The organism is Palaeococcus pacificus DY20341 (genome assembly GCF_000725425.1).
GTDB classification, from domain to species: Archaea; Methanobacteriota_B; Thermococci; order Thermococcales; family Thermococcaceae; genus Palaeococcus; species Palaeococcus pacificus.
Genome location: NZ_CP006019.1, coordinates 460585 through 485535 on the forward strand (window position 1 = coordinate 460585; position 24951 = coordinate 485535).

Annotated in this window: 24 protein-coding genes and 6 tRNA genes; 22 read left to right on the forward strand and 8 right to left on the reverse strand. The window is 44.6% G+C overall.

The genetic code is table 11. The features are described from left to right. Nucleotides 1-9 precede the first annotated feature (9 nt). Nucleotides 10-996 carry an AIR synthase family protein gene (locus PAP_RS02630; protein WP_048164567.1) on the reverse strand — a complete coding sequence of 329 codons (987 nt, stop codon included), beginning with the start codon at nucleotides 994-996 and terminating at the stop codon, nucleotides 10-12. Nucleotides 997-1184: 188 nt separating this feature from the next. Between PAP_RS02630 and PAP_RS10170 the strand changes: the two genes are divergently transcribed. Continuing rightward, on the forward strand, nucleotides 1185-1541 hold the full coding sequence (locus PAP_RS10170; protein ID WP_084177524.1) for a hypothetical protein: 357 nt from the start codon (nucleotides 1185-1187) through the stop codon (nucleotides 1539-1541). Here PAP_RS10170 and PAP_RS02635 read toward each other — a convergent pair. Together PAP_RS02635 and PAP_RS02640 are read right to left on the reverse strand one after the other, a co-directional pair. After that, a tRNA-Ile gene (locus tag PAP_RS02635) sits at nucleotides 1523-1597 on the reverse strand. The genes PAP_RS10170 and PAP_RS02635 overlap by 19 nt on opposite strands. 21 nt (nucleotides 1598-1618) lie before the next feature. Beyond that, nucleotides 1619-1694 (reverse strand) — tRNA-Asn (locus PAP_RS02640). 97 nt (nucleotides 1695-1791) lie between these two features. On the opposite strand from PAP_RS02640, the gene PAP_RS02645 reads away from it, so the two are divergent. The 3 genes from PAP_RS02645 to PAP_RS02655 all read left to right on the forward strand — a co-directional run bounded on the left by PAP_RS02645 (nucleotide 1792) and on the right by PAP_RS02655 (nucleotide 2032). Then, nucleotides 1792-1868: transfer RNA gene (locus tag PAP_RS02645), tRNA-Thr, on the forward strand. An 8-nt stretch (nucleotides 1869-1876) separates the two neighbouring features. Then, nucleotides 1877-1954, forward strand: a tRNA-Pro gene (locus PAP_RS02650). Between the two features lies 1 nt (nucleotide 1955). Continuing rightward, a tRNA-Thr gene (locus PAP_RS02655) sits at nucleotides 1956-2032 on the forward strand. An 11-nt stretch (nucleotides 2033-2043) separates the two neighbouring features. Here PAP_RS02655 and PAP_RS02660 read toward each other — a convergent pair. Both PAP_RS02660 and PAP_RS02665 read right to left on the reverse strand, forming a co-directional pair. After that, the gene (locus tag PAP_RS02660; RefSeq protein ID WP_144367982.1) at nucleotides 2044-2811 is read right to left on the reverse strand and encodes a hypothetical protein; all 768 of its coding nucleotides are present in this window, start codon (nucleotides 2809-2811) and stop codon (nucleotides 2044-2046) included. Beyond that, nucleotides 2808-3560 carry a hypothetical protein gene (locus PAP_RS02665; RefSeq protein WP_144367983.1) on the reverse strand — a complete coding sequence of 251 codons (753 nt, stop codon included), beginning with the start codon at nucleotides 3558-3560 and terminating at the stop codon, nucleotides 2808-2810. Before PAP_RS02665 ends, PAP_RS02660 begins: the two co-directional genes overlap by 4 nt. A 330-nt stretch (nucleotides 3561-3890) precedes the next feature. On the opposite strand from PAP_RS02665, the gene PAP_RS02670 reads away from it, so the two are divergent. From PAP_RS02670 to PAP_RS02710, 9 genes are all read left to right on the forward strand, one after another. Continuing rightward, nucleotides 3891-4139 (forward strand): DNA-directed RNA polymerase subunit H, encoded by a 249-nt coding sequence (locus PAP_RS02670; RefSeq protein WP_048164570.1) that lies wholly within the window; start codon nucleotides 3891-3893, stop codon nucleotides 4137-4139. A gap of 21 nt (nucleotides 4140-4160) precedes the next feature. Next, complete coding sequence (locus tag PAP_RS02675; protein ID WP_048164571.1) at nucleotides 4161-7517, forward strand: DNA-directed RNA polymerase subunit B; 3357 nt, start codon at nucleotides 4161-4163, stop codon at nucleotides 7515-7517. Between the two features lie 5 nt (nucleotides 7518-7522). Further along, entirely contained in the window at nucleotides 7523-10240 is a 2718-nt protein-coding gene (locus PAP_RS02680) for a DNA-directed RNA polymerase subunit A' (RefSeq protein ID WP_048164572.1), read from the forward strand. A gap of 1 nt (nucleotide 10241) precedes the next feature. After that, nucleotides 10242-11432, forward strand: a complete 1191-nt coding sequence (gene rpoA2, locus PAP_RS02685; RefSeq protein ID WP_048164573.1) for a DNA-directed RNA polymerase subunit A'' — start codon at nucleotides 10242-10244, stop codon at nucleotides 11430-11432. A 17-nt stretch (nucleotides 11433-11449) separates the two neighbouring features. Further along, nucleotides 11450-11755 (forward strand): 50S ribosomal protein L30e, encoded by a 306-nt coding sequence (locus PAP_RS02690; RefSeq protein WP_048164574.1) that lies wholly within the window; start codon nucleotides 11450-11452, stop codon nucleotides 11753-11755. Next, entirely contained in the window at nucleotides 11755-12192 is a 438-nt protein-coding gene (locus PAP_RS02695; protein ID WP_048164575.1) for a NusA-like transcription termination signal-binding factor, read from the forward strand. Before PAP_RS02690 ends, PAP_RS02695 begins: the two co-directional genes overlap by 1 nt. A 10-nt stretch (nucleotides 12193-12202) precedes the next feature. After that, nucleotides 12203-12646, forward strand: a complete 444-nt coding sequence (locus tag PAP_RS02700; protein ID WP_048164576.1) for a 30S ribosomal protein S12 — start codon at nucleotides 12203-12205, stop codon at nucleotides 12644-12646. 10 nt (nucleotides 12647-12656) lie between these two features. Beyond that, on the forward strand, nucleotides 12657-13301 hold the full coding sequence (locus PAP_RS02705) for a 30S ribosomal protein S7 (RefSeq protein WP_048165908.1): 645 nt from the start codon (nucleotides 12657-12659) through the stop codon (nucleotides 13299-13301). Between the two features lie 258 nt (nucleotides 13302-13559). Then, nucleotides 13560-15758 carry an elongation factor EF-2 gene (locus PAP_RS02710; RefSeq protein ID WP_048164577.1) on the forward strand — a complete coding sequence of 733 codons (2199 nt, stop codon included), beginning with the start codon at nucleotides 13560-13562 and terminating at the stop codon, nucleotides 15756-15758. Nucleotides 15759-15766: 8 nt separating this feature from the next. Here the strand turns inward: PAP_RS02710 and PAP_RS02715 are convergent, their stop codons facing one another. Next, entirely contained in the window at nucleotides 15767-16522 is a 756-nt protein-coding gene (locus PAP_RS02715) for a hypothetical protein (protein WP_048164578.1), read from the reverse strand. Between the two features lie 258 nt (nucleotides 16523-16780). On the opposite strand from PAP_RS02715, the gene tuf reads away from it, so the two are divergent. From tuf to PAP_RS02740, 5 genes are all read left to right on the forward strand, one after another. Then, nucleotides 16781-18067, forward strand: a complete 1287-nt coding sequence (tuf, locus tag PAP_RS02720) for a translation elongation factor EF-1 subunit alpha (protein ID WP_048164579.1) — start codon at nucleotides 16781-16783, stop codon at nucleotides 18065-18067. Between the two features lie 59 nt (nucleotides 18068-18126). Beyond that, entirely contained in the window at nucleotides 18127-18435 is a 309-nt protein-coding gene (gene rpsJ / locus PAP_RS02725; RefSeq protein ID WP_048164580.1) for a 30S ribosomal protein S10, read from the forward strand. Between the two features lie 17 nt (nucleotides 18436-18452). Continuing rightward, nucleotides 18453-18540: transfer RNA gene (locus tag PAP_RS02730), tRNA-Ser, on the forward strand. A 44-nt stretch (nucleotides 18541-18584) separates the two neighbouring features. Further along, nucleotides 18585-18914, forward strand: a complete 330-nt coding sequence (locus tag PAP_RS02735; protein WP_048164581.1) for a PqqD family protein — start codon at nucleotides 18585-18587, stop codon at nucleotides 18912-18914. Then, entirely contained in the window at nucleotides 18907-19746 is an 840-nt protein-coding gene (locus tag PAP_RS02740) for a DMT family transporter (RefSeq protein WP_048164582.1), read from the forward strand. The genes PAP_RS02735 and PAP_RS02740 overlap by 8 nt, the downstream gene beginning before the upstream one ends. On the opposite strand, the gene panB is transcribed toward PAP_RS02740, so the two are convergent. Then, complete coding sequence (gene panB, locus PAP_RS02745) at nucleotides 19743-20606, reverse strand: 3-methyl-2-oxobutanoate hydroxymethyltransferase (RefSeq protein WP_048164583.1); 864 nt, start codon at nucleotides 20604-20606, stop codon at nucleotides 19743-19745. The two genes, PAP_RS02740 and panB, sit on opposite strands and share 4 nt — an antisense overlap. 59 nt (nucleotides 20607-20665) lie before the next feature. Here panB and PAP_RS02750 point away from each other — a divergent pair, with 59 nt between their 5' ends. From PAP_RS02750 to PAP_RS02765, 4 genes are all read left to right on the forward strand, one after another. Next, entirely contained in the window at nucleotides 20666-21094 is a 429-nt protein-coding gene (locus PAP_RS02750; RefSeq protein ID WP_048164584.1) for an archease, read from the forward strand. Between the two features lie 9 nt (nucleotides 21095-21103). Beyond that, entirely contained in the window at nucleotides 21104-22021 is a 918-nt protein-coding gene (locus PAP_RS02755) for a tRNA (cytosine(49)-C(5))-methyltransferase (RefSeq protein ID WP_048164585.1), read from the forward strand. Nucleotides 22022-22092: 71 nt separating this feature from the next. Continuing rightward, nucleotides 22093-22425 carry a methyltransferase RsmF C-terminal domain-like protein gene (locus PAP_RS02760; RefSeq protein ID WP_048165909.1) on the forward strand — a complete coding sequence of 111 codons (333 nt, stop codon included), beginning with the start codon at nucleotides 22093-22095 and terminating at the stop codon, nucleotides 22423-22425. Between the two features lie 242 nt (nucleotides 22426-22667). Continuing rightward, the gene (locus PAP_RS02765) at nucleotides 22668-23924 is read left to right on the forward strand and encodes an RtcB family protein (RefSeq protein ID WP_449295438.1); all 1257 of its coding nucleotides are present in this window, start codon (nucleotides 22668-22670) and stop codon (nucleotides 23922-23924) included. Between the two features lie 39 nt (nucleotides 23925-23963). On the opposite strand, the gene PAP_RS02770 is transcribed toward PAP_RS02765, so the two are convergent. Continuing rightward, the gene (locus PAP_RS02770; protein ID WP_048164587.1) at nucleotides 23964-24947 is read right to left on the reverse strand and encodes an ABC transporter permease; all 984 of its coding nucleotides are present in this window, start codon (nucleotides 24945-24947) and stop codon (nucleotides 23964-23966) included. Nucleotides 24948-24951: the final 4 nt, after the last annotated feature.

Below are 24951 nucleotides of genomic sequence, written 5' to 3' on the forward strand. Positions count from 1 at the left end.
ATTTCCTTTTCAGTATATCTCTGCATACGCATCACTTTCAAACTTCGGGAACTCTTCGACATCTTTTCCTTTTATTAAAAGCCTCTCCTTCTCTGCCGTGAACTTTCCAATAGCGAATCCCTCAATTCCAGCTTTGTGCAGTTCTTCGATTATTTTATTCGTGTTCTCTTTGGGGGAGATTATTATTAGAGCACCTGTTGATGAGACTGTTAGAGGATTCACTCCATAAAAATCGAGAACTTTTTTAACGAGCGGAGGCGAGTGGATTTTGTCCTCATAAACCACAAAGCCAACGTTGGAATTGTCCGCTATTTCATGAAGCGCTGTTAAACCGCCTTCTGTTGCATCATGCATTCCCCTAACCAATTCTCTAACTGTCAGGGCATCTCTCACAACAGTCTCTAGCTTGTACATTTCTTTGAGTTGAGAGACCTCACGTTGGGAGAGCTTTTTCTTAAGCTCTTGCCCTTTAAACCACGCTACTCCTACAGCGAACTCAATTCCAATGCCTTTGGTTATTATGATTTCATCTCCGGGCTTTGCTATGGGTAATTTGAGCTCCTCCTTTTTGACTAGGCCTAAAGCGGTTGTTGTGGCAGTAATGTCCCTTATTGTAGAGTAAACTCCAGTATGACCGCCTAATATGGAAGTGTTATATTTGAGGCACTCACCGTTTAGCTCCTCCATGAGTGCTTTCAACTCTCCTTTTGTGGTTCCCATAGGAAGGAGCAGATCAACGATTAGCCACCTTGGCTTTGCTCCAAAAACAGCAACATCGCTCGAGGCGAAGTGATAGGTGAAAAATCCAAAGTGCTCTCTAGGAACTCCTAACACTGGATCCGTTGCCACTATTAAGTAATTCTCCTCGTCATATTCAAGTACGGCTGAATCAAAGCCCTCTCTAGGCCCAATCACTATTTTGAGGTCTTCTATACCAACATTGTTTAGGATGATTTCATTTAAAATCTCACTTCGCACTTTTCCAAGCGGTAGCATAGTATTCCCCCTCGGGACTTTGGACAAAAGCTTAAAAAGTTGATGCTTGAAGAATAACAAACTAATTTCGGAATTTTTGTTAAATATTCGCATTTTAGTTCGTTTTATTTAAAATGGAACGTCCTGAAACGTTCTTTTCACCGCTTCCCTAAAATAGTACTTTATCTTAGATTATGGCAGTGGTTGAAATGATGGAAGTGTTAAACCAAAGTTCCTCTATGCTTGAGGCGAAGCCGGGCAATGTTATTTATTATGAGACTTTTAATGTGAACGGATATTTATTCAAAAATGGCTCTTTAGCAGGTGTTTACGCTGAAGGAGAGCTAATTCCTATTAAGGGCGAGAATTTGCCTTATGAAGTCCACGATAGGATTTTAAACAGAAAAAAGAGGTTCCACATCGTGTTTTTAGTAATTTGCAGAGAAGATAAGTATAAAGCAATGATCTATCTCGAAAACAGCTTAGAAAGATGGCTAATCTATGAAAAGGAGCTTGGAGAGAAGGACATCCAGTCATACTTGTTAAGTGGGCCCGGGGGGCTTTGAACCCCCGACCACGCGGTTATGAGCCGCGCGCTCTGACCAGGCTGAGCTACGGGCCCATGAGAGATATGAAAGCAATATGGCGCCGCCGCCCCGACTTGAACGGGGGACCACCGGATTAACAGTCCGGCGCTCTGCCGACTAAGCTACGGCGGCACAAGCCCATTCATAGGGAGTGCAGATTGATTTATAAATCTTACGGTTCACCACGGCGAAAACTTTATAAATGCTGTTCAACACCTTTTCAAACGGTGCCCCGGTGGCTCAGCTTGGTAGAGCGGCGGACTTGTAATCCGCAGGTCCCGGGTTCAAACCCCGGCCGGGGCTCCAGTTTTCATGGGGCCGTGGGGTAGCTTGGTCTATCCTGCGGGCTTTGGGAGCCCGTGACCCGAGTTCAAATCTCGGCGGCCCCACCATGCCCCGGTGGCTCAGCCTGGTGGAGCGGCCGCTTGGTAAGCGGCAGGCCGCGGGTTCAAACCCCGCCCGGGGCTCCAATTTCGCCACTTTAAACTATTGAAGTTGCTTCTGAAGAAACGTCGAAAAATATCTTCTTCAACCTCGGTAAGATAATATCGTTAGCTACGATGCCTGAGTAAACATCGAACAAACTGTCGAGGAATAGGACAACAAGGGGGACTTTCTCCGCATCAAATTGGAGTGGACGGTATACGAGAACTCTGGTCTCTTTACCCTCGGGGAGGTCAGGAAGTTCACGAACGTACACATTCAGGTTCCTGCGGGGAACGTAGTAAGTTATCCGGTAATAGTAGTATGCACCACTGTTCCCCGTGAAGAGCGCACCATTTTCCTTTAGTCTCTCGACTACTTCGTCAATGGGGAGGGATGTTTTCTTGACCACTACATCACCAACGAGCTTCCTCACAACATACAGAGCGTAAAGGAGTACGAGAGGCCTGATAATTTCCGTTCTGTTCTGTGAAATTCTTTCCCCGGCGCCTATTCTCTCGAGAACCCTATCTCTAGGGATAACGTTGTTCCCGTCGAGTTCCACGTGTATCAGGTATCTGAGATACTTGGAGTAGTCATTCACAAAGTTGTCCGTGAGGTTCAACCTGTATATCTTGTACAGGGTCTCGAAAAGCGTTGGGTCATCCGGCTCGATGTTGTTGTGTAGTGTAAAAACGCCAGCTCTCTGTAAGAATTCTTTAAGAGATACCCGTCTATCCCTATCGAGTGAAGATATATACTCCCGCGTTTTCCCGGCCTTGCTTGCACGCACCAGACCTTTCAATATGACTTCGAGCGTCTTCACCCCCATACAAACTGCTTAATGTTTTTGATTTCATCCCGCACTTCCAGATACTTCTCACGCACTAGGTTAAGGGTTTCCCTTTGGTCTTCATCATAGAGGAAACTGGAAAGGTCATCCAAGGTTTCTAATGTGTTTTCAATCAACTCTTCAAATTCTATATATGTTTTGCTTTTCCCCAATATATACTTTTTCAAATACCGCTTAACTCTGGGGATATTCACGTGTATCGTGTCAGACTCCATTAGGTAAAAGATGTCGTTTATATCCTTGATGGACTTCCGGATGCCTCTTTGGGTGCCGAGGCCTCTTCCGGGAGCAGAGATGAACTTCATTGCAACGAGTATTGTGGGATCGACAATGGGGAATCTGACCCCTCCATACTCCACAATCTTGGCAGTATTCCGGAGGTCTGAATGGTCTAAACCCATATACTTGAAGACGGACTCTGAGTTGAAAAAGTCGATAGATATTTCCTCGATGTGGTTGCTTCTGATTTTTGGCTTTATTTCTTCGATGGTGGCCCGGATGGTGTCTTCAAGTTCTTTGTTGGAAACATAAATATCGATGTCCTCGCTTCTTTCGCCTCCGGCGTAAATATAAACTGCCCAACCTCCCAGTAGCAGGTAATCTCTTTCTTTGGCCCCATAATGCTCGTCGAGAAAATCGAACAACATTAAGAGCAGTTTTTCACTCGCGAGTGTTATTTCCTCACGGTTTATTCCATCCGGCATATTATCACCGTAGAGCATTATTGTTTTTCGATTATAAAAAAGTTCTTGGCAGAATGTTTATAAGAATATTTTGAAGCTCCAGAACTTTTATTTTTACTTTCAGTATTGCGATAACAACGATTGTTATCACACTATTTCAGCATCAACACGATGCACGATTATGTACGTTAATGATGTTTTAAGGTCTCTCGCACTTTTGTTTTTCCTTCTTAAACTTTACGCAAGCCATATAAATGAAAAACTCAAAGTAACTTGCGATAGTCCACGAAAAGCTTATATACCCAAAGTTGAAGGTTGAGGTTAGCATGTTCATATTAAATTCTAAAAATGTTAAGGGGGCAATTCTCTGTGGCGGCGAAGAAAAAGTTTAATATATTTGATCATGAGCTAGTTCCTGAGCATAGAATATTAAGCGAAGAGGAGAAGGCCGAATTGCTAAAAAGATACAACATAAAGCTTTCTCAATTACCGCAAATTCGCGCAAGTGACCCTGCGGTGCAGGCCTTAGGGGCAAAAATTGGGGATATCATAGAGATTAAAAGAAAGAGTCCAACTGCTGGAATCTACTATTATTATAGAATAGTGGTTGAGGATTGAATTTTTTGGTGAGGTGAGATTATGAGGGGTCCTACTGTTGTTGAGGTTAATCCGGATGACCTTTGGTATGTTATGGAAAGCTATTGGCAAGAAAAAGGTCTTGTTAGACAGCACTTAGATTCATACAATGCATTCCTAGACCACGGGCTTCAAGACGTAGTCAACGAGTTTGGTGGAGTAAAGCCAGATATTCCTAACTTTGAGGTTAAGTTTGGAAAGATTAGAATTGGAGAACCAGAGTTTCAAGAGCCACAAGGACAAAGAAAGCCACTTTATCCCTTGGATGCTAGAATTAGGAACTTAACCTATGCAGCCCCAGTGTTCTTAGAAATGATACCTGTTGTCAACGGCATTGAGCAGGAGTCTGTTGAGGTAAGGATTGGCGAACTCCCAATAATGCTCAAATCTAAAGCTTGCAGGCTCCACGGTATGAGCGACGACGAGTTGAGGAAAATTGGAGAAGACCCAAAAGACCCGGGAGGATACTTTATTATCAATGGTTCAGAGAGAGTTATAGTGTCCATTGAGGATTTAGCACCAAATAGGACTCTGGTTGAAAAGGACGAGTCAAACAACCGCTATATAGCTAAGTGTTTCTCATACAGGCATGGATACAGGGCTTTAATTCAAGTTGAGAAGAGGAAGGATGGAATTGTATACGTTTCTATGCCGAACGTCCCTGGTCTTGTGAAGTTTGTTGTTGTGATGCGTGCTTTGGGTCTTGAAAGTGATAAAGAAATCGTTGAAGCTGTTTCTGATGATCCTGAAATTCAAAAGGAGCTTTTGGAGAACTTGGACGATGCTTCTGACATCCTGACCCAAGAGGAGGCTTTGGACTTTATTGGAAAGAAAGCTTTGCCAGGGCAGCCAAGGGAGTACAGGATTAGGAGAGCTCAAAACATCATAGACAACAACCTTCTCCCGCACATGGGCGTTTCACCCGAAGACAGGATTAAAAAAGCTTATTACTTAGGAATGATGGCCTTAAAGGTTCTCGAGCTCTCACTTGGCTTGAGAGGGGAAGATGACAAGGATCACTACGCCAACAAGAGATTAAAGCTCGCTGGTGATTTGCTAAAGGATCTCTTTAGAGTTGCATTTGGCCAATTGGTTAAGGACATGCAGTACCAATTAACAAAAACATACCAAAGAAAAGGCGAGAAGTATGTCTTTGAGAATGTGCAGAGGTTTGTTAGGCACTCCGTTAGACCAGACGTTTTAAGTGAGAGAATTGAGCACGCAATGGCCACAGGTGCTTGGCCGGGTGGAAGGACGGGTGTGAGCCAGCTATTGGATAGAACAAACTACATGTCAACGCTCTCACACTTGAGAAGGGTTACTTCACCTTTGAGCAGAGAGCAGCCACACTTCGAAGCTCGTGATTTGCACGGAACTCACTGGGGAAGAATTTGTCCTACCGAAACACCCGAAGGTCCAAACTGTGGTCTCGTTAAGAACTTAGCTTTAATGTCTCAAATAACCACTGCTGTGCCTGAGGAAGAAGTCCTCGAGTACTTGAGGAAGCTTGGGGTTATGACAATCCTGGAGAGAAGGCCAAATCCACACGTTTGGAGAGTTTACCTTAACGGTGTTTTAATGGGCACAATTGAGGACGGCATCGAGCTGGTTACGAGGATTAAGGAAGATAGGAGAAAAGGAAAGATAAATGACGTCATCAACGTTGCCTACTATGAGGATGTTAAGGAAGTTTATGTAAACAGTGATGACGGTAGAGTCAGAAGGCCCCTAATCATAGTGGAGAAGGGAGAGCCAAAGCTCAAGAAGGAGCATGTTGAGGCAATTAAGAATGGAAAGCTCACTTGGAGTGACTTAGTTAAGCAGGGCATCATAGAGTACCTCGATGCAGAGGAAGAAGAAAACGCATATGTGGCCCTTTGGCCGTGGGAAATTACCGAAGAGCACACTCACCTTGAGTTGATGCCCGCAGCCATATTAGGTCTCCCAGCATCTCTAGTTCCATACCCAGAGCACAATGCCGCTCCAAGAAATACCTATGGAGCCGGTATGGCAAAGCAGAGCCTTGGTTTGGGATGGGCTAACTTTAGGCTTAGGGTAGATACAAGAGGTCACTTAATGCACTACCCACAAGTTCCATTAGTTAACTCAAGGGTCATGGGTGCCGTCGGTTTTGAGGAGAGGCCTGCTGGAGAGAACTTTGTCGTTGCTGTCTTGAGCTATCAAGGATACAACATGGAAGATGCCATCATCATGAACAAGGCTTCAATCGATAGGGGTTTAGCAAGGAGCACTTTCTTCAGAACCTATGAATCAGAGGAGAAGAAGTACTTAGGTGGACAAACAGACCACTTTGAGATCCCCGACCCAACAGTTAGAGGATATAGAGGAGAGCAATACTACAGACACTTGGATGAGGACGGTATAATCTTCCCAGAATCAAAGGTTAGAGGTAAAGATGTTTTGGTTGGTAGGACATCTCCACCAAGATTCCTTGAGGAGCAAACTGGGTTGGGCGGAATAATCCTCCAAGAGCGCAGGGAGACAAGTGAAGCAGTTAGACACAGCGAGAAAGGTATAGTTGATAAGGTTATCGTTACGGAGAGTGGAGATGGAACCAAGCTCGTTAAGGTAACCGTTAGGGACTTAAGAATACCAGAGATTGGAGACAAATTCGCCTCAAGACACGGACAGAAGGGTGTCATTGGTTTGATAGTTCCACAAGAGGACATGCCATGGACAGAGAGCGGTATAGTCCCCGACTTAATCGTTAACCCACACGGTATCCCATCTCGTATGACTGTTGGACAGCTCTTAGAGGCTATAGGTGGAAAAGTTGCTTCACTCAAGGGAAGGAGAATCGATGGAACTGCCTTCATTGGTGAGCCAGAGGAGAAGCTTAGGAAAGAGCTTGAAGAGCTTGGATTCAAGCACAACGGAAGGGAAGTTCTCTACGATGGTATAACCGGTAGAAGATTAGAGGCCGATATATTTGTGGGTGTTATTTACTACCAGAGACTCCACCACATGGTTGCGGATAAGATGCACGCTCGTTCAAGAGGTCCAGTGCAAGTCCTTACAAAGCAGCCAACCGAAGGAAGGGCAAGAGAGGGAGGTCTTAGATTCGGTGAGATGGAGCGTGATGTTCTAATAGGCCACGGTGCAGCAATGCTCATAGTAGAGCGTCTCCTTGAGGAGAGCGATAAGAGCGAAGTGTGGGTATGTGAGAACTGCGGTCACTTAGCATTGGAGGACAAGAGAAGGGACCAAGTTTACTGTCCAGTATGCGGTGAAACAGAAAGCATAAGCAAAGTAGAGATGAGTTATGCATTCAAATTGCTCCTGGATGAGCTTAAGGCTATGGTAATAAGACCAAAATTAAGATTGAAGGATAGGGTGTGAGAGCCATGCAGTCAATTAAGAAGGTTATTGGCAAAATAGAGTTTGGTATCCTTGCTCCTCAAGAGATACGCAAGATGAGTGCTGTAGAAGTCACTGTTCCTGACACTTACGATGATGATGGTTACCCAATAGATGGAGGCCTAATGGACAAACGCTTGGGTGTCATTGACCCCGGTTTGAGATGTGAAACCTGTGGGGCTAGAGCGGGTGAATGTCCAGGTCACTTTGGACACATTGAGCTTGCCAGACCCGTAATACACGTAGGATTTGCAAAGACCCTCTACAGAGTTTTGCAAAGCACTTGTAGAGAGTGCGGAAGGATAATGCTCACGGATGAGGAGATTGAGGAGTATACAAGGAAATTTGAGTTTGCAGAGGGCAGGAGAGGCGAGATAAACAAGCTCATTAAAGAGATACACAAAAAAGTCAAGGAGAGAAAGACCTGCCCTCACTGTGGTGCTCCTCAATTCCCCTTAAAGTTTGAGAAGCCTACAATATACTGGGAGATCAGAAAGGATGAGGAAGGCAACGAGTACAAGCACAGAATGATGCCAAGTGAAGTGAGGGACAGACTTGAGAAGATCCCTGACAAGGACTTGCTTTTACTTGGCTTCCACCCAGAGAACTCAAGACCAGAGTGGATGGTTCTCACAGTTCTCCCAGTTCCGCCAGTTACCGCGAGACCTTCAATTACTTTGGAGAACGGTGTAAGAGCGGAAGACGATTTGACACACAAGCTCGTTGATATCATTAGGATTAACAACCGTCTAAAGACGAACATTGAAGCAGGTGCACCGCAACTCATTATTGAAGACCTTTGGGACCTCCTTCAATACCACGTCACCACTTACATAAACAACGAGACTTCAGGTGTCCCAGCAGCAAAGCACAAGAGCGGAAGGCCACTCAAAACGCTCTCTCAAAGATTGAAGGGTAAGGAAGGTAGGTTCAGGGGTAACTTGAGCGGTAAGCGTGTTAACTTCTCAGCACGTACTGTTATTAGTCCAGACCCAATGATTAGCATTAACGAAGTTGGTGTGCCCTTAGCTATAGCAATGGAGCTCACAGTGCCAGAGAAAGTAACAGAGTTCAACATCGAGAAGCTTAAAAAGCTTATTTTGAACGGTCCTGAAACGTACCCAGGAGCTAACTATGTTTTGGATCCATACGGAAGAAGAATCAAGATAATGGAAACTAATAGAGAAGCTATCCTCGAAATGCTTGATATTGGGTGGACAGTTGAGAGACACCTAATGGATGGGGATGTTGTCCTTTTCAACAGACAGCCCTCTCTCCACAGAATGAGTATCATGGCTCACCGCGTAAGGGTAATGCCATACAAGACGTTTAGACTTAATCTGTCAGTCTGCCCACCATACAACGCCGATTTTGATGGAGATGAGATGAACTTACACGTGCCTCAAACACAGGAAGCTCAAGCAGAAGCTAGAATCTTAATGGAAGTTCAAAACCACATCATCTCACCAAGATACGGTGGACCTCTCATTGGAGGAATCCAAGATCACATCTCAGGTGGATACCTCTTAACTAAGGAGGGAGCATACTTCACAAGGCTTGAAGTTGAGCAGATGCTCCTATTTGCAGGCGTCGACATTGACGAGCTTCCAGAGCCTGACAAGGTAGAGAATGGGGTCGAATTTTGGAGCGGCAAAACAGTATTTTCACTAATCTTACCAAAAGACCTGACGATTTGGTACGAGAACAAATTAGGCTGCCAAGATAAGAAGAAATGCGAGAAGCTAAAGAAAGCCATTGAAGAGAAGCTCATATTAAGCGATGATGATATTAGAGAGCTAGCAGACGATGGTTTTGTTTACATAAGGAACGGCAAGCTCTTGAGCGGTGCAATTGACAAGAAGGCCTATGGTAGGGAAGACGGTAGGCTCTTGAACCTAATAGTCAAGGAATACGGCGTTGAAGCTGGAAGGAAGTTCCTTGACCAAGTTACTAAACTCGCCATATGGACAATTACACACAAAGGATTCACGACAGCTATTGATGACGAAGACCTGCCACAAGAAGCTATTGAGAGGATTAGGGAGATAATTAGAGAAGCAGAGAACAAGGTTAACCAGCTCATTGAGGCATACAAGATGGGAGAGCTAGATGCTCTGCCAGGTAAGACCTTAGAGGAAACCTTGGAGAGTCTCATTATGCAAAAGCTTGCTGAGGCGAGAGACCAAGCCGGTGACATAGCTTCCCAATACTTGGGTATGGGTAACCACGCGGTGATCATGGCCAAGACAGGAGCAAGAGGTAAGATACTTAACATCACGCAGATGGCCGCTATGCTCGGACAGCAGTCAATTAGAGGTAAGAGACTGTACAGAGGTTATAGAGGAAGGGTTACGAGCCACTTCAAGCCCAGCGATTTGGGAGCTAGGGCTAAAGGATTCGTTGTAAACTCCTACAAGAGCGGTCTAACACCCACGGAGTACTTCTTCCACGCAATGGGTGGTAGGGAAGGTCTCGTCGATACAGCAGTTAGAACAGCCCAAAGCGGTTACATGCAGCGTAGACTTATAAACGCACTCCAAGACCTCAAGGTTGACTATGATGGAACAGTGAGAGATCCAACAGGAATAATCGTCCAATTCCGCTATGGTGAGGATGGAGTAGACCCAATGAGGAGCTGGAGCGGAAAGACGGTAGATGTGGATAGAGTTATTGTGAGAACTTTACTAAAGATGAGGGGTGAGTGATATGGCTTCCCTTTCTCCTAAATCTATTAAATCAATAGTCGAGAAGAAGGGCAGTATCTTGCCAATTAAGGTTAGAGAAGAGCTTTATCAAAAGCTCATTAAATATCACGAGAAATACAAGCTCAAGAAGAAAGAAGTTGAGGCTATTGTGGAAGAAGCCGTTAAGGAGTATGAGAAGGCACTTATAGAGCCTGGGGAAGCTGTGGGAACTGTGGCCGCTCAGTCTATGGGTGAGCCTTCAACACAGATGACACTCAACACGTTCCACTACGCAGGTGTTGCTGAAATTAACGTTACCCTCGGTTTGCCGAGAATTATAGAGCTTGTTGATGCAAGAAAGAACCCCTCAACACCAATTATGACAGTTTATCTCGATGAAGAGCACAGGTATGACAAGGAAAAAGCAATGGAGGTAGCGAGGAGGATAGAGGGTACCACCATTAAAAATTTGGCTCAAAGTATAACAACGGACATACTCAACATGGAAATTATAGTGGAGCTTGAGCCGGAGCGCTTGGAAAAAGCTGGCTTAACAATGGAAGACATCCAAAAGAAGCTTAAAAGCTCATTTAAAACTGCTGAGTTTGAAGTGAATGGCTACACACTAACTGTCAGACCTAAGAAAGCTGAGAAGCTTTCGGACTTAAGGAAGATTGCCGAAAAGGTTAAAAGTCATCGCTTAAAAGGTCTCTCCGGTGTGGGTAAAACAATTATAAGAAAGGAAGGAGAGGAGTACGTAATCTACACTGAAGGCTCAAACTTCAAGCAGGTGCTCAAAGTTAAGGGTATTGACCCAAGCAGAACAAGAACAAACAATATCCATGAAATAGCATCAGTGTTGGGAATTGAAGCAGCGAGAAATGCCATCGTTGAGGAAATTGTAAACACGATGCAAGAGCAGGGTTTGGAAGTTGATGTAAGGCACATCATGCTCGTCGCCGATATGATGACAATTGATGGTAATGTTAAGGCCATTGGAAGGCACGGTATTGTTGGTGGAAAAGCAAGCGTGCTCGCAAGGGCTGCTTTCGAGATTACCACTCAACACTTATTTGAAGCGGCCGAAAGGGGAGAAGCAGATCCCTTAAGCGGCGTAGTTGAAAATGTCCTAATAGGGCAACCTGTGCCCGTTGGAACGGGCATGGTTAAATTGACAATGAAGTTACCAATCCAACCAAAGGAAAAAGAATAGAGGAGGAGGTGTAGTTAATGGATTTAGCTTACGAGCTTAGGAAGGCTTTGGAGACGGGCAAAGTTGTCATCGGTTCAAACAAAACACTAAACTTGGCTAAGACTGGAGGAGCTAAGCTCATTATCGTTGCCAGAAATGCTCCGAAGGAGCTCAAGGAGGATTTGGCCTACTACGCCAAGCTCAGCAGCATTCCAGTCTATGAGTTTGAAGGGACGAGTGTGGAGCTTGGAACCACTTTGGGTAAGCCCTTTGTGGTTGCATCACTAGCTATAGTGGAGCCAGGAGAGAGCAACATTTTAGCCCTTGCCGGGGGTAAGGAGTAATGCCACTAAAGCTAAACACAGAGCAAATAAGGTACATAGCACTCTTTGAGAGCATGACAGGAGCTACAGCTCTAGACTGCATTATTGATCAAAATAAGAACAGACTCATCTACGTCATAAAAAAGGGTGAGATGGGTTTGGCCCTCGGAAAGAGGGGAGCAAACGTTAAGAAAATCCAGAACATGCTTGGAAAGGGCATTGATCTCATTGAGTTCTCAGAGAATCCCGAAGAGTTCCTTAGAAACATTTATAGGATAGTGGGCGTAAAGGTTAAAAAAGTCCACATCACGGAAAAGAGAGATGGGAAAAAGGTTGCCCTCCTCGATGTTAACCAGAGGGAAAAACCAAAAGCAATCGGAAGAGGGGGTCAAACCATAAACTTAGTTAGAGACTTAATGGAGAGACACCACGGTATTGAAGATGTGGTAATAATTTGAGGTGATGATCATGGCTGGTAAGAAAGCCCCATATGGAGAATTTGCTGGAAGGAAGCTCAAGCTCAAGAGGAAAAAGTTTAGGTGGAGCGATATAACATACAAGAGAAGGGTCTTGAACCTTAAGGTCAAGAGCGACCCACTTGAAGGTTCACCACAAGCCAAGGGTATCGTTTTAGAGAAGATTGCCGTTGAAGCTAAGCAGCCAAACTCAGGAATGAGAAAAGCCGTCAGAGTGCAGCTCATCAAGAACGGTAAGGTTATTACAGCATTCACACCGGGAGACGGTGCTATCAACCACATAGACGAGCACGACGAAGTTATCATCGAGGGAATTGGTGGTGCCAAGGGAGGTCCAGTCGGTGATATCCCAGGAATTAGGTACAAGGTCGTTAAGGTTAATAGGGTATCACTAAAGGAGCTTGTTAAGGGTAGAAAGGAGAAGCCAAGAAGGTGATAGCATGAACATGGAGAGCATCGAAAGGAGATTTTACCAACCAAAGGAAATTAAGGTCTTTGGAAGATGGAGCGTTGAAGACGTCGAAGTTAGCGATCCCTCCTTAAAGCCCTACATTACTTTAAAGCCAGTTCTCTTGCCACACTCACACGGCAGGCACGCTAAGAAGGCCTTTGGAAAGGCTAACGTTCACATCGTCGAGCGCTTGATTAACAAGCTCATGAGGAGCGGTGCTTCAAGCCACAAGGTTGGCGGTCACTTCATGAGAAGAGAGCACAGATCAGTAATGAGCAAAAAGATTAAGGTTTATGCGGTTGTTAAAGAGGCTTTTGAAATAATTGAGAAGAGGACAAAGCAAAACCCAGTCCAAATCCTTGTTAGGGCTATTGAGAACGCCGCCCCAAGGGAAGACACTACAACAATCGCATTTGGTGGTATCAGGTACCATATGGCCGTTGATGTCTCCCCAATGAGGAGACTTGACATAGCTTTAAAGAACATTGCTCTTGGAGCAAGCGCTAAGTGTTATAGAACCAAGGTCAGCTTTGCAGAGGCTTTGGCCGAGGAATTAATCGCTGCTGCAAACAGGGACACAAAGAGCTTTGCATACAGCAAGAAGGAAGAAATCGAGAGGATTGCTCAGTCCTCAAGGTGAGGGCTGTCTGTGCTTTTCTCTCCTTTGTTCTTAATATTACATTACATGCCATAATACTCTTTTATATCCCTCTCATATTAGGCTACCAGTTTTACCGTAAACTCTTAGTCATTCCAGCGGGGGTAATTCTTATGAGAATCATTCTTAGGAGAATCTTTCTCTCTTTTCCTACCCGTTTCTTTTAGGGAAAGATTTATAACTCAACTTTTAGAGTGAAAGATGACAAGCTCACGAGAGTATAATTTGAGGTGATTGATAATGGGAAAGAGGGAAGAGATGATTAAGCAAATTAAAGAACTGATGGTTCAGCCCGAGAGAATTAGAAACATGGGTATTGCCGCTCACATTGACCACGGTAAGACTACGTTGAGCGACAACCTGTTGGCTGGAGCGGGAATGATTAGTGAGGAGCTTGCTGGTAAGCAGCTCGTTCTTGATTTCGACGAGCAAGAGCAAGCAAGAGGTATTACAATCAACTCAGCCAACGTTTCAATGATTCACGAATACGAAGGCCAAACCTACCTAATTAACCTCATCGACACTCCAGGTCACGTTGACTTCGGTGGTGACGTTACAAGGGCAATGAGAGCTATTGATGGAGCAATCATTGTCGTTGACGCTGTTGAAGGTGTCATGCCACAAACTGAAACAGTCCTTAGGCAAGCTTTGAGAGAGTATGTTAAGCCAGTACTCTTCATCAACAAGGTTGATAGGCTTATCAAAGAGCTTAAGCTCAACCCACAACAAATGCAAGAGCGCTTCGTTAAGGTCATCAAGGATGTTAACAGGCTCATCAGGAGGTATGCTCCTGAGGAGTTCAAGGACAAGTGGCTTGTTAACGTTAACGACGGTAGCGTTGCCTTTGGTAGTGCTTACTACAACTGGGCTTTGAGTGTCCCATTCATGAAGAAGACAGGCGTTTCCTTCAAGGACATTATAGACCTAACAAACGCTGGCGACCTTAAGACACTTAGAAAGAAAGCTCCACTTCACATAGTTGTATTGGATATGGTTGTTAAGCACCTACCAAACCCAGCACAAGCTCAAAAGTACAGAATTCCACACCTCTGGAGAGGAGATGTGAACTCACCAATAGGACAGGCCATGGTTAACCTTGATCCAAAAGGAAAGATGACCATGGTTGTTACTAAGATCATCATAGACAAGCACGCTGGTGAAGTTGCAACAGGTAGAGTCTGGAGTGGAACATTGAAGACAGGACAAGAGGTTCACCTCATCACAGCTAAGAGAAAAGCTAGAATCCAACAAGTCGGTATCTATATGGGTCCCGAGAGAGTTAACATGGAGGCCATTCCAGCTGGTAATATCGTTGCAGTTACTGGTTTGAGAGATGCTATGGCCGGTGAGACTGTTAGTGAGGAGCTAATTGAGCCATTCGAAGCTCTCCACTACACAAGCGAGCCAGTCGTTACCGTTGCCATTGAGGCTAAGAACGTTAAGGACTTGCCAAAGGTTATCGAAGCTTTGAGGCAGCTCGCTAAGGAAGACCCAACACTCCACGTTAAGATTGACGAGGAGACCGGACAACACCTCCTCAGCGGTATGGGTGAGCTTCACCTTGAAGTTAAGCTCGTCAAGCTCAAGGAAGACTGGGGAATTGATGTTGAGGTCTCAGAGCCAATCGTTGTTTACAGAGAGAGCATAACCAAGACAAGCCCAATAGTTGAGGGTAAATCACCAAACAAGCACAACAGGTTCTACATCGTAGTGGAGCCATTGCCAGACAGCATATACCAAGCTATTAAAGAGGGCGAACTCCCAGAAGGCAGGCCAAAGAATCCAAAGGAAGTTGCCAAGAAGCTTGCAGAGCTTGGAATGGACTACGAAATGGCTAAAGGTATCGTCGATATCTACCAAGGCAACATGTTCCTAGACAACACCAAGGGTATCCAGTACTTGAACGAAGTTATGGATCTCTTGGTTGACGGTTTCCACCAAGCTATGGATGAGGGACCACTTGCTAAAGAGCCTGTCATGAAGGTCTTAGTTAGACTAGTCGATGCTAAGATACACGAGGACAACGTCCACAGAGGTCCAGCACAAGTCTATCCGGCAATTAGAACCGCTATCCACTGTGCAATGATGAAGGCAAAACCAGTCCTCTATGAGCCATACCAAAAGGTTATTATCAACGTTCCATACGAGTACATGGGTTCAGTTAGCAGAGAGATGAACCAAAGAAGAGGACAGCTCATTGACATGAAGCAAGAAGGAGAAGTAATGACCATCATCTCAAAGGCTCCAGTTGCAGAGATGTTCGGATTTGCTGGAGCCCTTAGAGGTGCTACAAGTGGTAAGGCTCTATGGAGCACAGAGCACGCTGGTTTCGAGAGAGTTCCACAAGAACTTGCTATAAACATAATAAGACAAATAAGACAAAGGAAAGGCCTTGATCCAAACCCACCAAAGGAGCAAGATGTCTGTCCAGCTCAATGAGCTCTTTTCTAAATTCTTTCTATTTTAATCTTGGATTTTTCTATCCCGTACTTGTAAGTTTTGGGCTCAAAATCGGGTAGAGGCGATTTTATAACGTGCATTGTTTCATCCAAACCTGATTCAGTGATTTTAGTGGAGAACTCAATTACATATTCGCTCATCTCAGTAAGCCAGGCTATGAACTTCTCTGAAACCCTATCCATGTTGACGTTAGTTATGTTAATCGGGAGCTTTCTCTCAGGGGATTTTTCTAATATTGCAAGCTCTTTTTTGGCTAAATTGCTCCTCAAAATTCTAATTATCGTCTCTTCCCCTATCTCAAATGCCATGCCGTCAACTGTAAAGTTCAATCCAATTGGTCGTCTGTTTTTGATTCTTTCCTTCATGATCTTTGAATAAACCTGCACGAACTTTGGCATGTATGTGTGAGCGTCGAAATTTTCAACCACGTAGACGAAGTTGTAGGGATAGGATATGCCGTAGCGAGAGCCAAAAAAGTCAATGATTGCCAAATTGTTTTTCTGACCTTCTCTGATCATCTCTATTCCTGCCATATCCATCCTTATTCCCAGCCTATTAACCGGTAAGTTATAGTTCATCAAAAGGCCAAAATCCCCCTGTCTTATCCTGTTCTTTAGTATTTCAAAGCCTAAAAGCCATCCCCACGAGTAAGAGTCGTAGATCAGCAGCAGGATTCCATCTTCAATTATTCCTCCTCCAAGTGCTTTATCCAACTCCTTTATCCCAGTGCTTAGAACTTTCACGTAGGGTACCTCCCTAATGATGTTTACCGTTGTCTGGGATATTGCCTAATCTTGTATTTATTGTTTATGTAACGTAGTCTCTTAAGTTGTGTGACCGCAACGGTTAACTTTTTAAACCTTTGTTGATATTCTCCATTGGACTCATGAGGCTCTCTTGAAAAAAGCGGGTTTCCCGCTCGAGAGAGCCGAGGTTACAGAAAGATTTAAAAACCAATCCCAATCAATATGGGTTAGGCAAAAATTTGGAGGTGTGTGAAGATGGCTAAGGAAAAGCCACACATTAACATTGTGTTTATCGGACACGTAGACCACGGAAAGAGTACAACAGTCGGTAGATTGATGTTCGAGACCGGCCACATTCCAGAGCAAGTCATCAAGAAGTTCGAGGAAATGGGTGAAAAGGGTAAGTCATTCAAGTTCGCTTGGGTTATGGACAGGCTCAAGGAAGAGAGGGAGAGAGGTATTACAATTGACGTTGCCCACATGAAGTTCGAGACCCCAACCAAGTACTTCACAATCATTGATGCCCCAGGTCACAGGGACTTCGTTAAGAACATGATTACCGGTGCTTCACAAGCTGACGCAGCTATTCTCGTCGTTGCCGTTACAGACGGTGTCATGCCACAAACAAAGGAGCACGCTTTCCTTGCCAGGACACTCGGTATCGGCCAAATGATCGTTGCCGTCAACAAGATGGATATGGTCAACTACGACGAGAAGAAGTTCAAGGCAGTTGCTGACCAAGTTACAAAGCTCTTAGCAATGCTTGGCTACAAGAACGTTCCAGTCATCCCAATTAGCGCTTGGGAAGGCGACAACGTCGCCAAGAAGAGCGAGAACATGGGCTGGTACAAAGGCCCAACACTTCTTGAGGCCCTTGACAAGCTCCAAGAGCCACCAAAGCCAATTGACAAGCCATTGAGAATCCCAATCCAGGATGTTTACTCAATTAAGGGTGTTGGTACAGTTCCAGTTGGTAGGGTAGAGACAGGTAAGTTGAAGGTCGGAGATGTCGTTATCTTCGAGCCAGCTTCAACAATCTTCCACAAGGCCATCCAAGGTGAAGTTAAGAGCATTGAGATGCACCACGAGTCAATGTCAGAGGCTGTTCCAGGTGACAACATCGGTTTCAACGTCAGAGGTGTCGGTAAGAACGACATAAAGAGAGGTGACGTTGCTGGACACCCAGACACAGCCCCAACAGTTGTCAGGCCAAAGGACACATTCAAGGCCCAAATCATCGTCCTCAACCACCCAACAGCTATTACAATCGGTTACACCCCAGTTCTCCACGCCCACACAGCTCAAGTTGCTGTCAGGTTCGAGCAACTCTTGGCCAAGCTTGACCCAAGAACTGGTAACGTCGTTGAGGAGAACCCACAATTCATCAAGACCGGTGACTCAGCTATTGTCCTCTTGAGACCAACCAAGCCACTCGTCATCGAGCCAGTCAAAGAGATCCCACAAATGGGAAGATTCGCCATCAGAGACATGGGTCAAACAGTCGCTGCAGGTATGGTTATTTCAGTTCAAAAGGCCGAGTGAAGGCCTTTTTTCTTAATTCCTCTTTAATTTAAATTCTAAATTTTCAAGAGGTGTCTAGAATGCAAAAGGCGAGAATTAAGCTGGCAAGCACCAATGTAAGGTCATTGGATGATGTTTGTAACCAAGTCAAGCAGATTGCAGAGAGAACTGGAGTTAGAATGAGCGGCCCAATACCCCTGCCAACAAGAAAGATAAGAATTACAACGAGAAAAAGCCCAGACGGCGAAGGCACAGCTACCTTCGATAGGTTTGAGCTTAGGGTTCACAAGAGACTAATTGACATTGAAGCTGATGAGAGAGCTATGAGGCAAATTATGAGAATTCGCGTTCCTGAGGATGTCACTATCGAGATTGAGCTCATTTCATGATTCTCTCCCTTTTTAGCGCCGGGGTAGCCTAGCTCGGGAAGGCGCGGGCCTGGAGAGTCCGTGGGCGTCTAGCCCGCCAGGGTTCAAATCCCTGCCCCGGCGCCAAAACCCCTTTAAACCTTTAATCCAAGCTTTTCTTGGTGTTGCTAATGGAGGAATACTTAAGACTCATCCCAAAGAGAAACGATGAGATCCAGCTCAAAAAACTTGATGATAAATACTATCTCTTAATCCCAATGGATTCCCCATTGGACTTCTTAGCTAAGAGGCTTCATGGGGATTACCGTAAACTCGAGCTCGATGAAATAGGAGCTTTTGTTTGGAACTTCTGTGATGGGACTATAACAATAGAGCAAATAGGCAAAAAGCTGAAGGAAAAGTTTGGAAAAGAAGCTGAACCTCTTTATGAGCGCTTAATAACGTTTATCTTGGAGCTTTATAAGAGAAACCTTGTGTCTTTAGGTGGAATTAATGAATAGAGAATCTCAAGGAACATTATTTGCTTTCATTGGCATGTTCCTCTACGGTTTAGAGCCCGTAGTCATTAAATCAAACCCTTCCAACCCTCTAAGTTTTGCGGCTTTTTCCGCTTTATTTGCCTCTTTGCTCCTCTGGATTTTTGTGATATCAAATCAAAAATGGCATGATTTAAAGGATGAGCCTCACCATTTACCAAAGGCCTTTTTAATTGGACTCTTTGGGACAGCGCTTGCATACTTAGCTTACTCCTACGGTGCCCGGATGAGTACGGCCATAAACGCTTCCTTAATAACGCGCGCTGAAGTGCTGTTCTCATTTGCCTTATCTTACGTGCTATTAAGGGAGAGAATAACAAAAAATCAGCTCTTTTATTCATTTTTCATACTTTTTGGGCTGTTTCTAGTGATAACTAAAGGTCAACTCATAGTTCCTGAAAAAGGCGATATTCTCCTTCTTTTGGTGCCTCTCTTTTGGCAGATTGGTCATGTGATAGCAAAGAACATCCCTTATAACCCCTACTTAATCGCCACCCTTAGAAATACATTTGGAGGTATAATACTATTTCTGCTGGCCCTCCCTAGGGGCTTGGAATTCTCAAAGCTTGCCCTTGTGGAAGGAATAATCATATCCCTCGGTCAGGTGATATGGTACCTTTCCATAAAGCGCATCAACCTTTCAAAAGCAACCGCCATAATAACCCCTGCACCTGCTGTTGCAATAGCTCTCTCGCTGCTTTTGGGAGAAGAGTTTACCCCTTACCATGCCATTGGTTTTCTTTTGATAGCCCTTGGAACCCTGAAAATAACAAAAATAAAAAGCGAGAGACGTTAATCATCAGAGTCTTCTAGGAATTGCTCAAGAACTTTCTTTTTCTTCTTTTCAAAGTCATCCTTATCTAAAAATTCCCAATAATGCTTCGGCGCCGGGAATTTGCCTTCTTTGACTTCATTTTTGTAATCTTCCAACGCTAGTCCTATCATGTCTCTCAGATCGGCGTACTTCTTAACGAAGGGGGGAACATTCTCATAGAGGCCTAAGAGGTCGTGCCATACCAAAACCTGTCCGTCACAGTAAGGACCGCTCCCTATCCCTATCGTGGGAATTTTAACTTCTTCCGTTACGAGCCTTGCAACATCAGCCAAAGTGAACTCTATGACAAGAGCGAATGCTCCCGCTTTTTCTAACGCTTTTGCATCCCTAAGTATTTCTTCTATCTCCTCCTCTGTTTCTCCCATCAGTCTGTATCCACCCAAGCGTAAATACCTTTGAGGGGTTAAACCCGTGTGACCCATTACAGGGATGCCGCTCTTAACGAGCTTTTTAACGAGCTTTCTATGGTCATAGCCGCCTTCAATTTTGATGGCATCGGCACCTGCTTGTATCAAGCGTGCTGCGTTTTTCATTCCCTCTTCAACGCTTATCTCATAGCTCATAAATGGCATATCCGCCAATACAAGAGCTCTTTTTACTCCTCTGGAAACGGCCCTTGTATGGTAGACCATTTGCTCCATGGAGACGTTCAAGGTGTTCTGCTCTCCATAAATTACCATTCCCAAGGAATCGCCGATGAAGATTATGTCTATGCCTGCTCTGTCGGCTATTAGAGCTGATGGATAATCATAAGCTGTAACCATCACGATTTTCTCTCTTCCTTTCATTTCTAGTATTTTCCTTGGAGTTATCTCTCTCATTTTTAACCCCCAAGGCTAATAAACACTCATGAAATATTAACCTATCGGGGGTGAGAGAAATGGGAAAGTGGGAGCATTATGCTCACACCGCTGACGTCGGTATAAGAGGATATGGGGAAACGCTTGAGGAAGCCTTCGAAAACGTTGCAATAGCGCTCTTTGAGATCATGGTGGATACAAACAGAGTAGAAAAGCGTGAAGTGAGGGAAGTGGAAGCAGAGGGGGAAGATTTGCAGGCACTGCTCTACAACTTCTTGGAGGAGCTTTTAATCCTTCACGATACAGAAGGACTCGTGTTCTCGGACTTTGAGGTTAGAATTGAGAAAACTCTTGATGGCTACAAACTTAAGGCAAAGGCCTATGGAGAGCCTTTAGACTTAGAGAAGCATGAGCCCAAGGAAGAGGTCAAGGCGATAACATACCATGAGATGGAAATCAAGCAACTTGAGGGCGGCACTTGGGTGGCACAGCTTGTTCCGGATATATGAGGTGGTTAAATGGAGGAGTTATTTAGAGAGGTAAATCTCAAGTTTTATAAGCGTTATTCAAAACTTGACGATAGTAAAGAGTTTTGGGAACTGATGAAGGCCCCATTAAGGCAGAGCATAAGAATCAATACTCTAAAAGCTCCTTTTGATTATATTGTAAAGCGCTTGAAGGAAAGGTATGAGCTCGAGCCGATACCTTGGGTTAAGGAAGGCTTCTTTATAAACACGAGAGAGTTCAGCACGATGATTGAGCACGCTCTCGGCTTAGTATTTCCCCAAGAGGCATCATCCATGATACCGCCTGTTGTTTTAGACCCCAAGCCTGGAGAATTGATTTTGGATATGGCTGCAGCTCCAGGGGCCAAGACGACGCAAATAGCCCAATACATGGAGAATGAAGGGTGTTTGGTGGCGAATGATATGAAAAAGTGGCGCGTTAACATTCTCCGCTCAAATTTAAATCGTTTTGGCGTTTTGAATGCTTTGGTTACCCAAAAAGATGGAACTTATTTCGGGAGATTTAAAGAAACTTTTGATAAGATACTCCTCGATGCGCCCTGTACAAGCGTAGGGATGGTGCGAAAGAGCTTTAAGTTCGCAAAAGATTGGAAGATCGATAGAGTTTACATGTACTCAAAGATCCAAAAGAAGCTCATACTGGCAGCATATAAAGCTTTGAAACCCGGTGGGACGTTGGTTTATTCAACATGCACTGTCGATCCATTTGAAAATGAGGAAGTGGTTGATTTTCTATTGATGAAAACGGATGCAAAGCTTGAGAAGATAAAACTTCCCCTCAAATCAACTCCGCCAATTTTAGAATTTGATGGGCACAAATACTCGGAGGAGGTGAAAAAATGCCTGAGGCTCCATCCACAGGACAACAACACGGAGGCATTCTTCGTGGCGAAAATAAGGAAGCCATAAAGGAGACAACCGGAAGGATTAAACATGCTCTAATCGAGCAGTACGGCTATGCACCGGAGCTGATCTTTGAGATGAGGGGAGGTAGGAAAGTTTATGCTTACAAGAATTGCTCCTTTGATGTTAAAGCTCACGTAGAGAAGGGGATATACTTCGGAAGAGTTGAAGCAGACGGAATAAGACTCACGATTGAGGGTGCTTTTCTGGTTGGCCCTAATGCTACAAAAAATGTCATAGAGATAGATGAAGAAAAAGCTCTGAAGTGGATGAGCGGAGAGGACATTGAAGCAGAAGGGGAAGGATGGGTCATACTTAAATGGGGGGAGTACTTCCTAGGTGGAGGAAAGGCAAAGAATGGGATTGTAAAGAACTATATTTCTAAGGATAGGAGGATAAAGTTGGAATAGTTTGGATTTCAGCGCAACCCTCTTAAGTTTCTACACTAATCTAATATGGAGGTGAGAATATGATACCGCTGAAGAGAATCGATGAGATTAGGTGGGAAATTCCAAAGTTTGACAAAAGGATGAGAGTCCCCGGAAAGGTTTATGCGGATGATCTTTTAATTCAAAAGATGAGGCAGGACAGGACTCTGGAACAGGCAGCCAATGTTGCAATGCTTCCTGGCATTTATAAGCATTCAATAGTAATGCCTGATGGTCATCAAGGCTACGGCTTTCCAATTGGTGGTGTAGCGGCCTTTGATGCTAGAGAGGGAGTTATAAGCCCTGGAGGAGTTGGCTACGATATTAATTGTGGTGTACGTTTGGTTAGAACAAACCTAAAAAAAGATGAAGTTAGGCCGAGAATTAAACAAATTATCGATACACTCTTTAAGAATGTTCCAAGTGGCCTTGGTAGTAAGGGACGAGTAAGGCTTCAATGGACTCAGCTGGACGATGTCTTGGCAGATGGTGCAAAGTGGGCTGTTGACAACGGCTACGGTTGGAATGAAGACTTAGAACACCTAGAAGAAGGCGGAAGAATGGAAGGTGCAAACCCAAGCTACGTAAGCCAAAAGGCCAAGCAAAGAGGGGCTCCACAATTGGGCTCTCTAGGCTCAGGAAACCACTTTTTAGAAGTGCAGTATGTTGATGAAATCTACGATGAGGAGGTAGCAAAGGCCTACGGCCTCTTTAAGGGACAAGTAGTTGTCATGATCCACACAGGATCAAGAGGTTTGGGCCATCAAGTGGCGAGCGACTACCTCAGAATAATGGAGAAGGCAAATAGAAAGTACAACATTCCATGGCCTGATAGAGAATTAGTTAGCTTACCTTTTGAGAGTGAAGAGGGACAACGCTACTTCAGCGCTATGAAAGCCGCCGCTAATTATGCTTGGGCCAACAGACAGATGATTACTCACTGGGTAAGGGAGAGCTTTGAAGAGGTTTTCAAGCAGAAGGCAGAAGATTTGGAGATGAGCATCGTTTACGATGTCGCCCACAACATAGCAAAGCTTGAAGAGCATGAGATTAACGGAAAGAAGGTCAAAGTCGTTGTCCATAGAAAAGGTGCTACGAGGGCTTTTCCACCTGGACATGAGTCCGTTCCAAAGGCCTATCGCGATGTTGGTCAGCCTGTCTTAATACCCGGCTCAATGGGAACGGCAAGCTATATTTTAGCAGGAACTGAAGGAGCTATGAAAGAGAGCTTTGGTTCAACATGCCATGGTGCCGGCAGGTTGATGAGCAGACATGCCGCAACTAGAACATGGAGAGGAGATAGAGTTGAGAGAGAGCTCCTTCAAAGGGGAATTTACGTTAGGGCGGCTAGCAAGAGAGTAGTGGCTGAAGAAGCACCCGGGGCTTACAAGAGTGTTGACAACGTCGTTAACGTCGTCCATAAAGCAGGGATAGCCAAGCTCGTTGCAAGAATGAGGCCTATGGGTGTTGCTAAGGGATGAACTCTCTTTCTTTTTTAACCTTTTTAAAAAGAGAAAGAACTATCTTAAGTCGCTTGTCATGAACTTCATATAAGCTATGCTGAAAGGCAACAAAAGCTGCACCATTATTATGGCAAAACTGTTTATAGTTAAGGGTAGGGATTCATCCAGGGGTAGATAGTCCTGAGCGAAGTTATCGCCCGCGAAAGCTCCTACTATTAGTTGTGTATAGTGGTGAGCGGGAGTTATAAAGTAGAGCCTCCTTTTCCAAGTTTCCATTTTGTTCATCCACTCTTCCATCGCCGGACATGAGAAGTCATCCACTCTAATCTGCTGAGGACCGTTGGGTGTTTGAACCGTCTCAATTCTTGGCGGGCAGTAGGGCATATCACCGGCTATTTTGTATGCTGCAACGTTGACGATAACTGGGTATACTATTGTAAGGAAGATGGTTAGGATTATTGCAAGGAGCATCGCTGTTTCTGCCTTCTTTAAAAGCGTGGAGAGTAGTATCCCGAGACTTAAGAACGTAAGCATATAGATAAGCGTGTAAATTGATGCTAAAAGGGCTCTGGTTATCGAGGCACCGTCTATTGGAACTCCAATTATGAAGAGATACGCTATTGAGAAGATGTAGCCAATGAAAATCATGAACACTAATGCAAATCCGTTGCCAATGAATTTGCCATTTATCACCTGATCTCGGTAGATTGGATGGCTTAGGAGCACTTTTACCGTCCCCTCTTCTATCTCCCGATTTATGGCATCGGCCCCTAGGGTTATTCCAATGAGCGCCCCAAAGATTGTGAGTGCCATTAGATTTGTGATTATGGACATTGAGACGGGCGTCATTGCGACCTCGCCCTTAACACCATACAATTCTAGCCTCTCAACACTTATCCGGCCCGCTTGATCTATTATCTGGTCTTTTGCAGCGTAGTTGATGAGGAATATTAAGAGAATGTAAAAGAGAAGGAGGCCTATGAAACGCTTGCTCTTCACTGCCACGTAGAACTCCTTGAATGCTATGTTTAATTCCTTCATGATG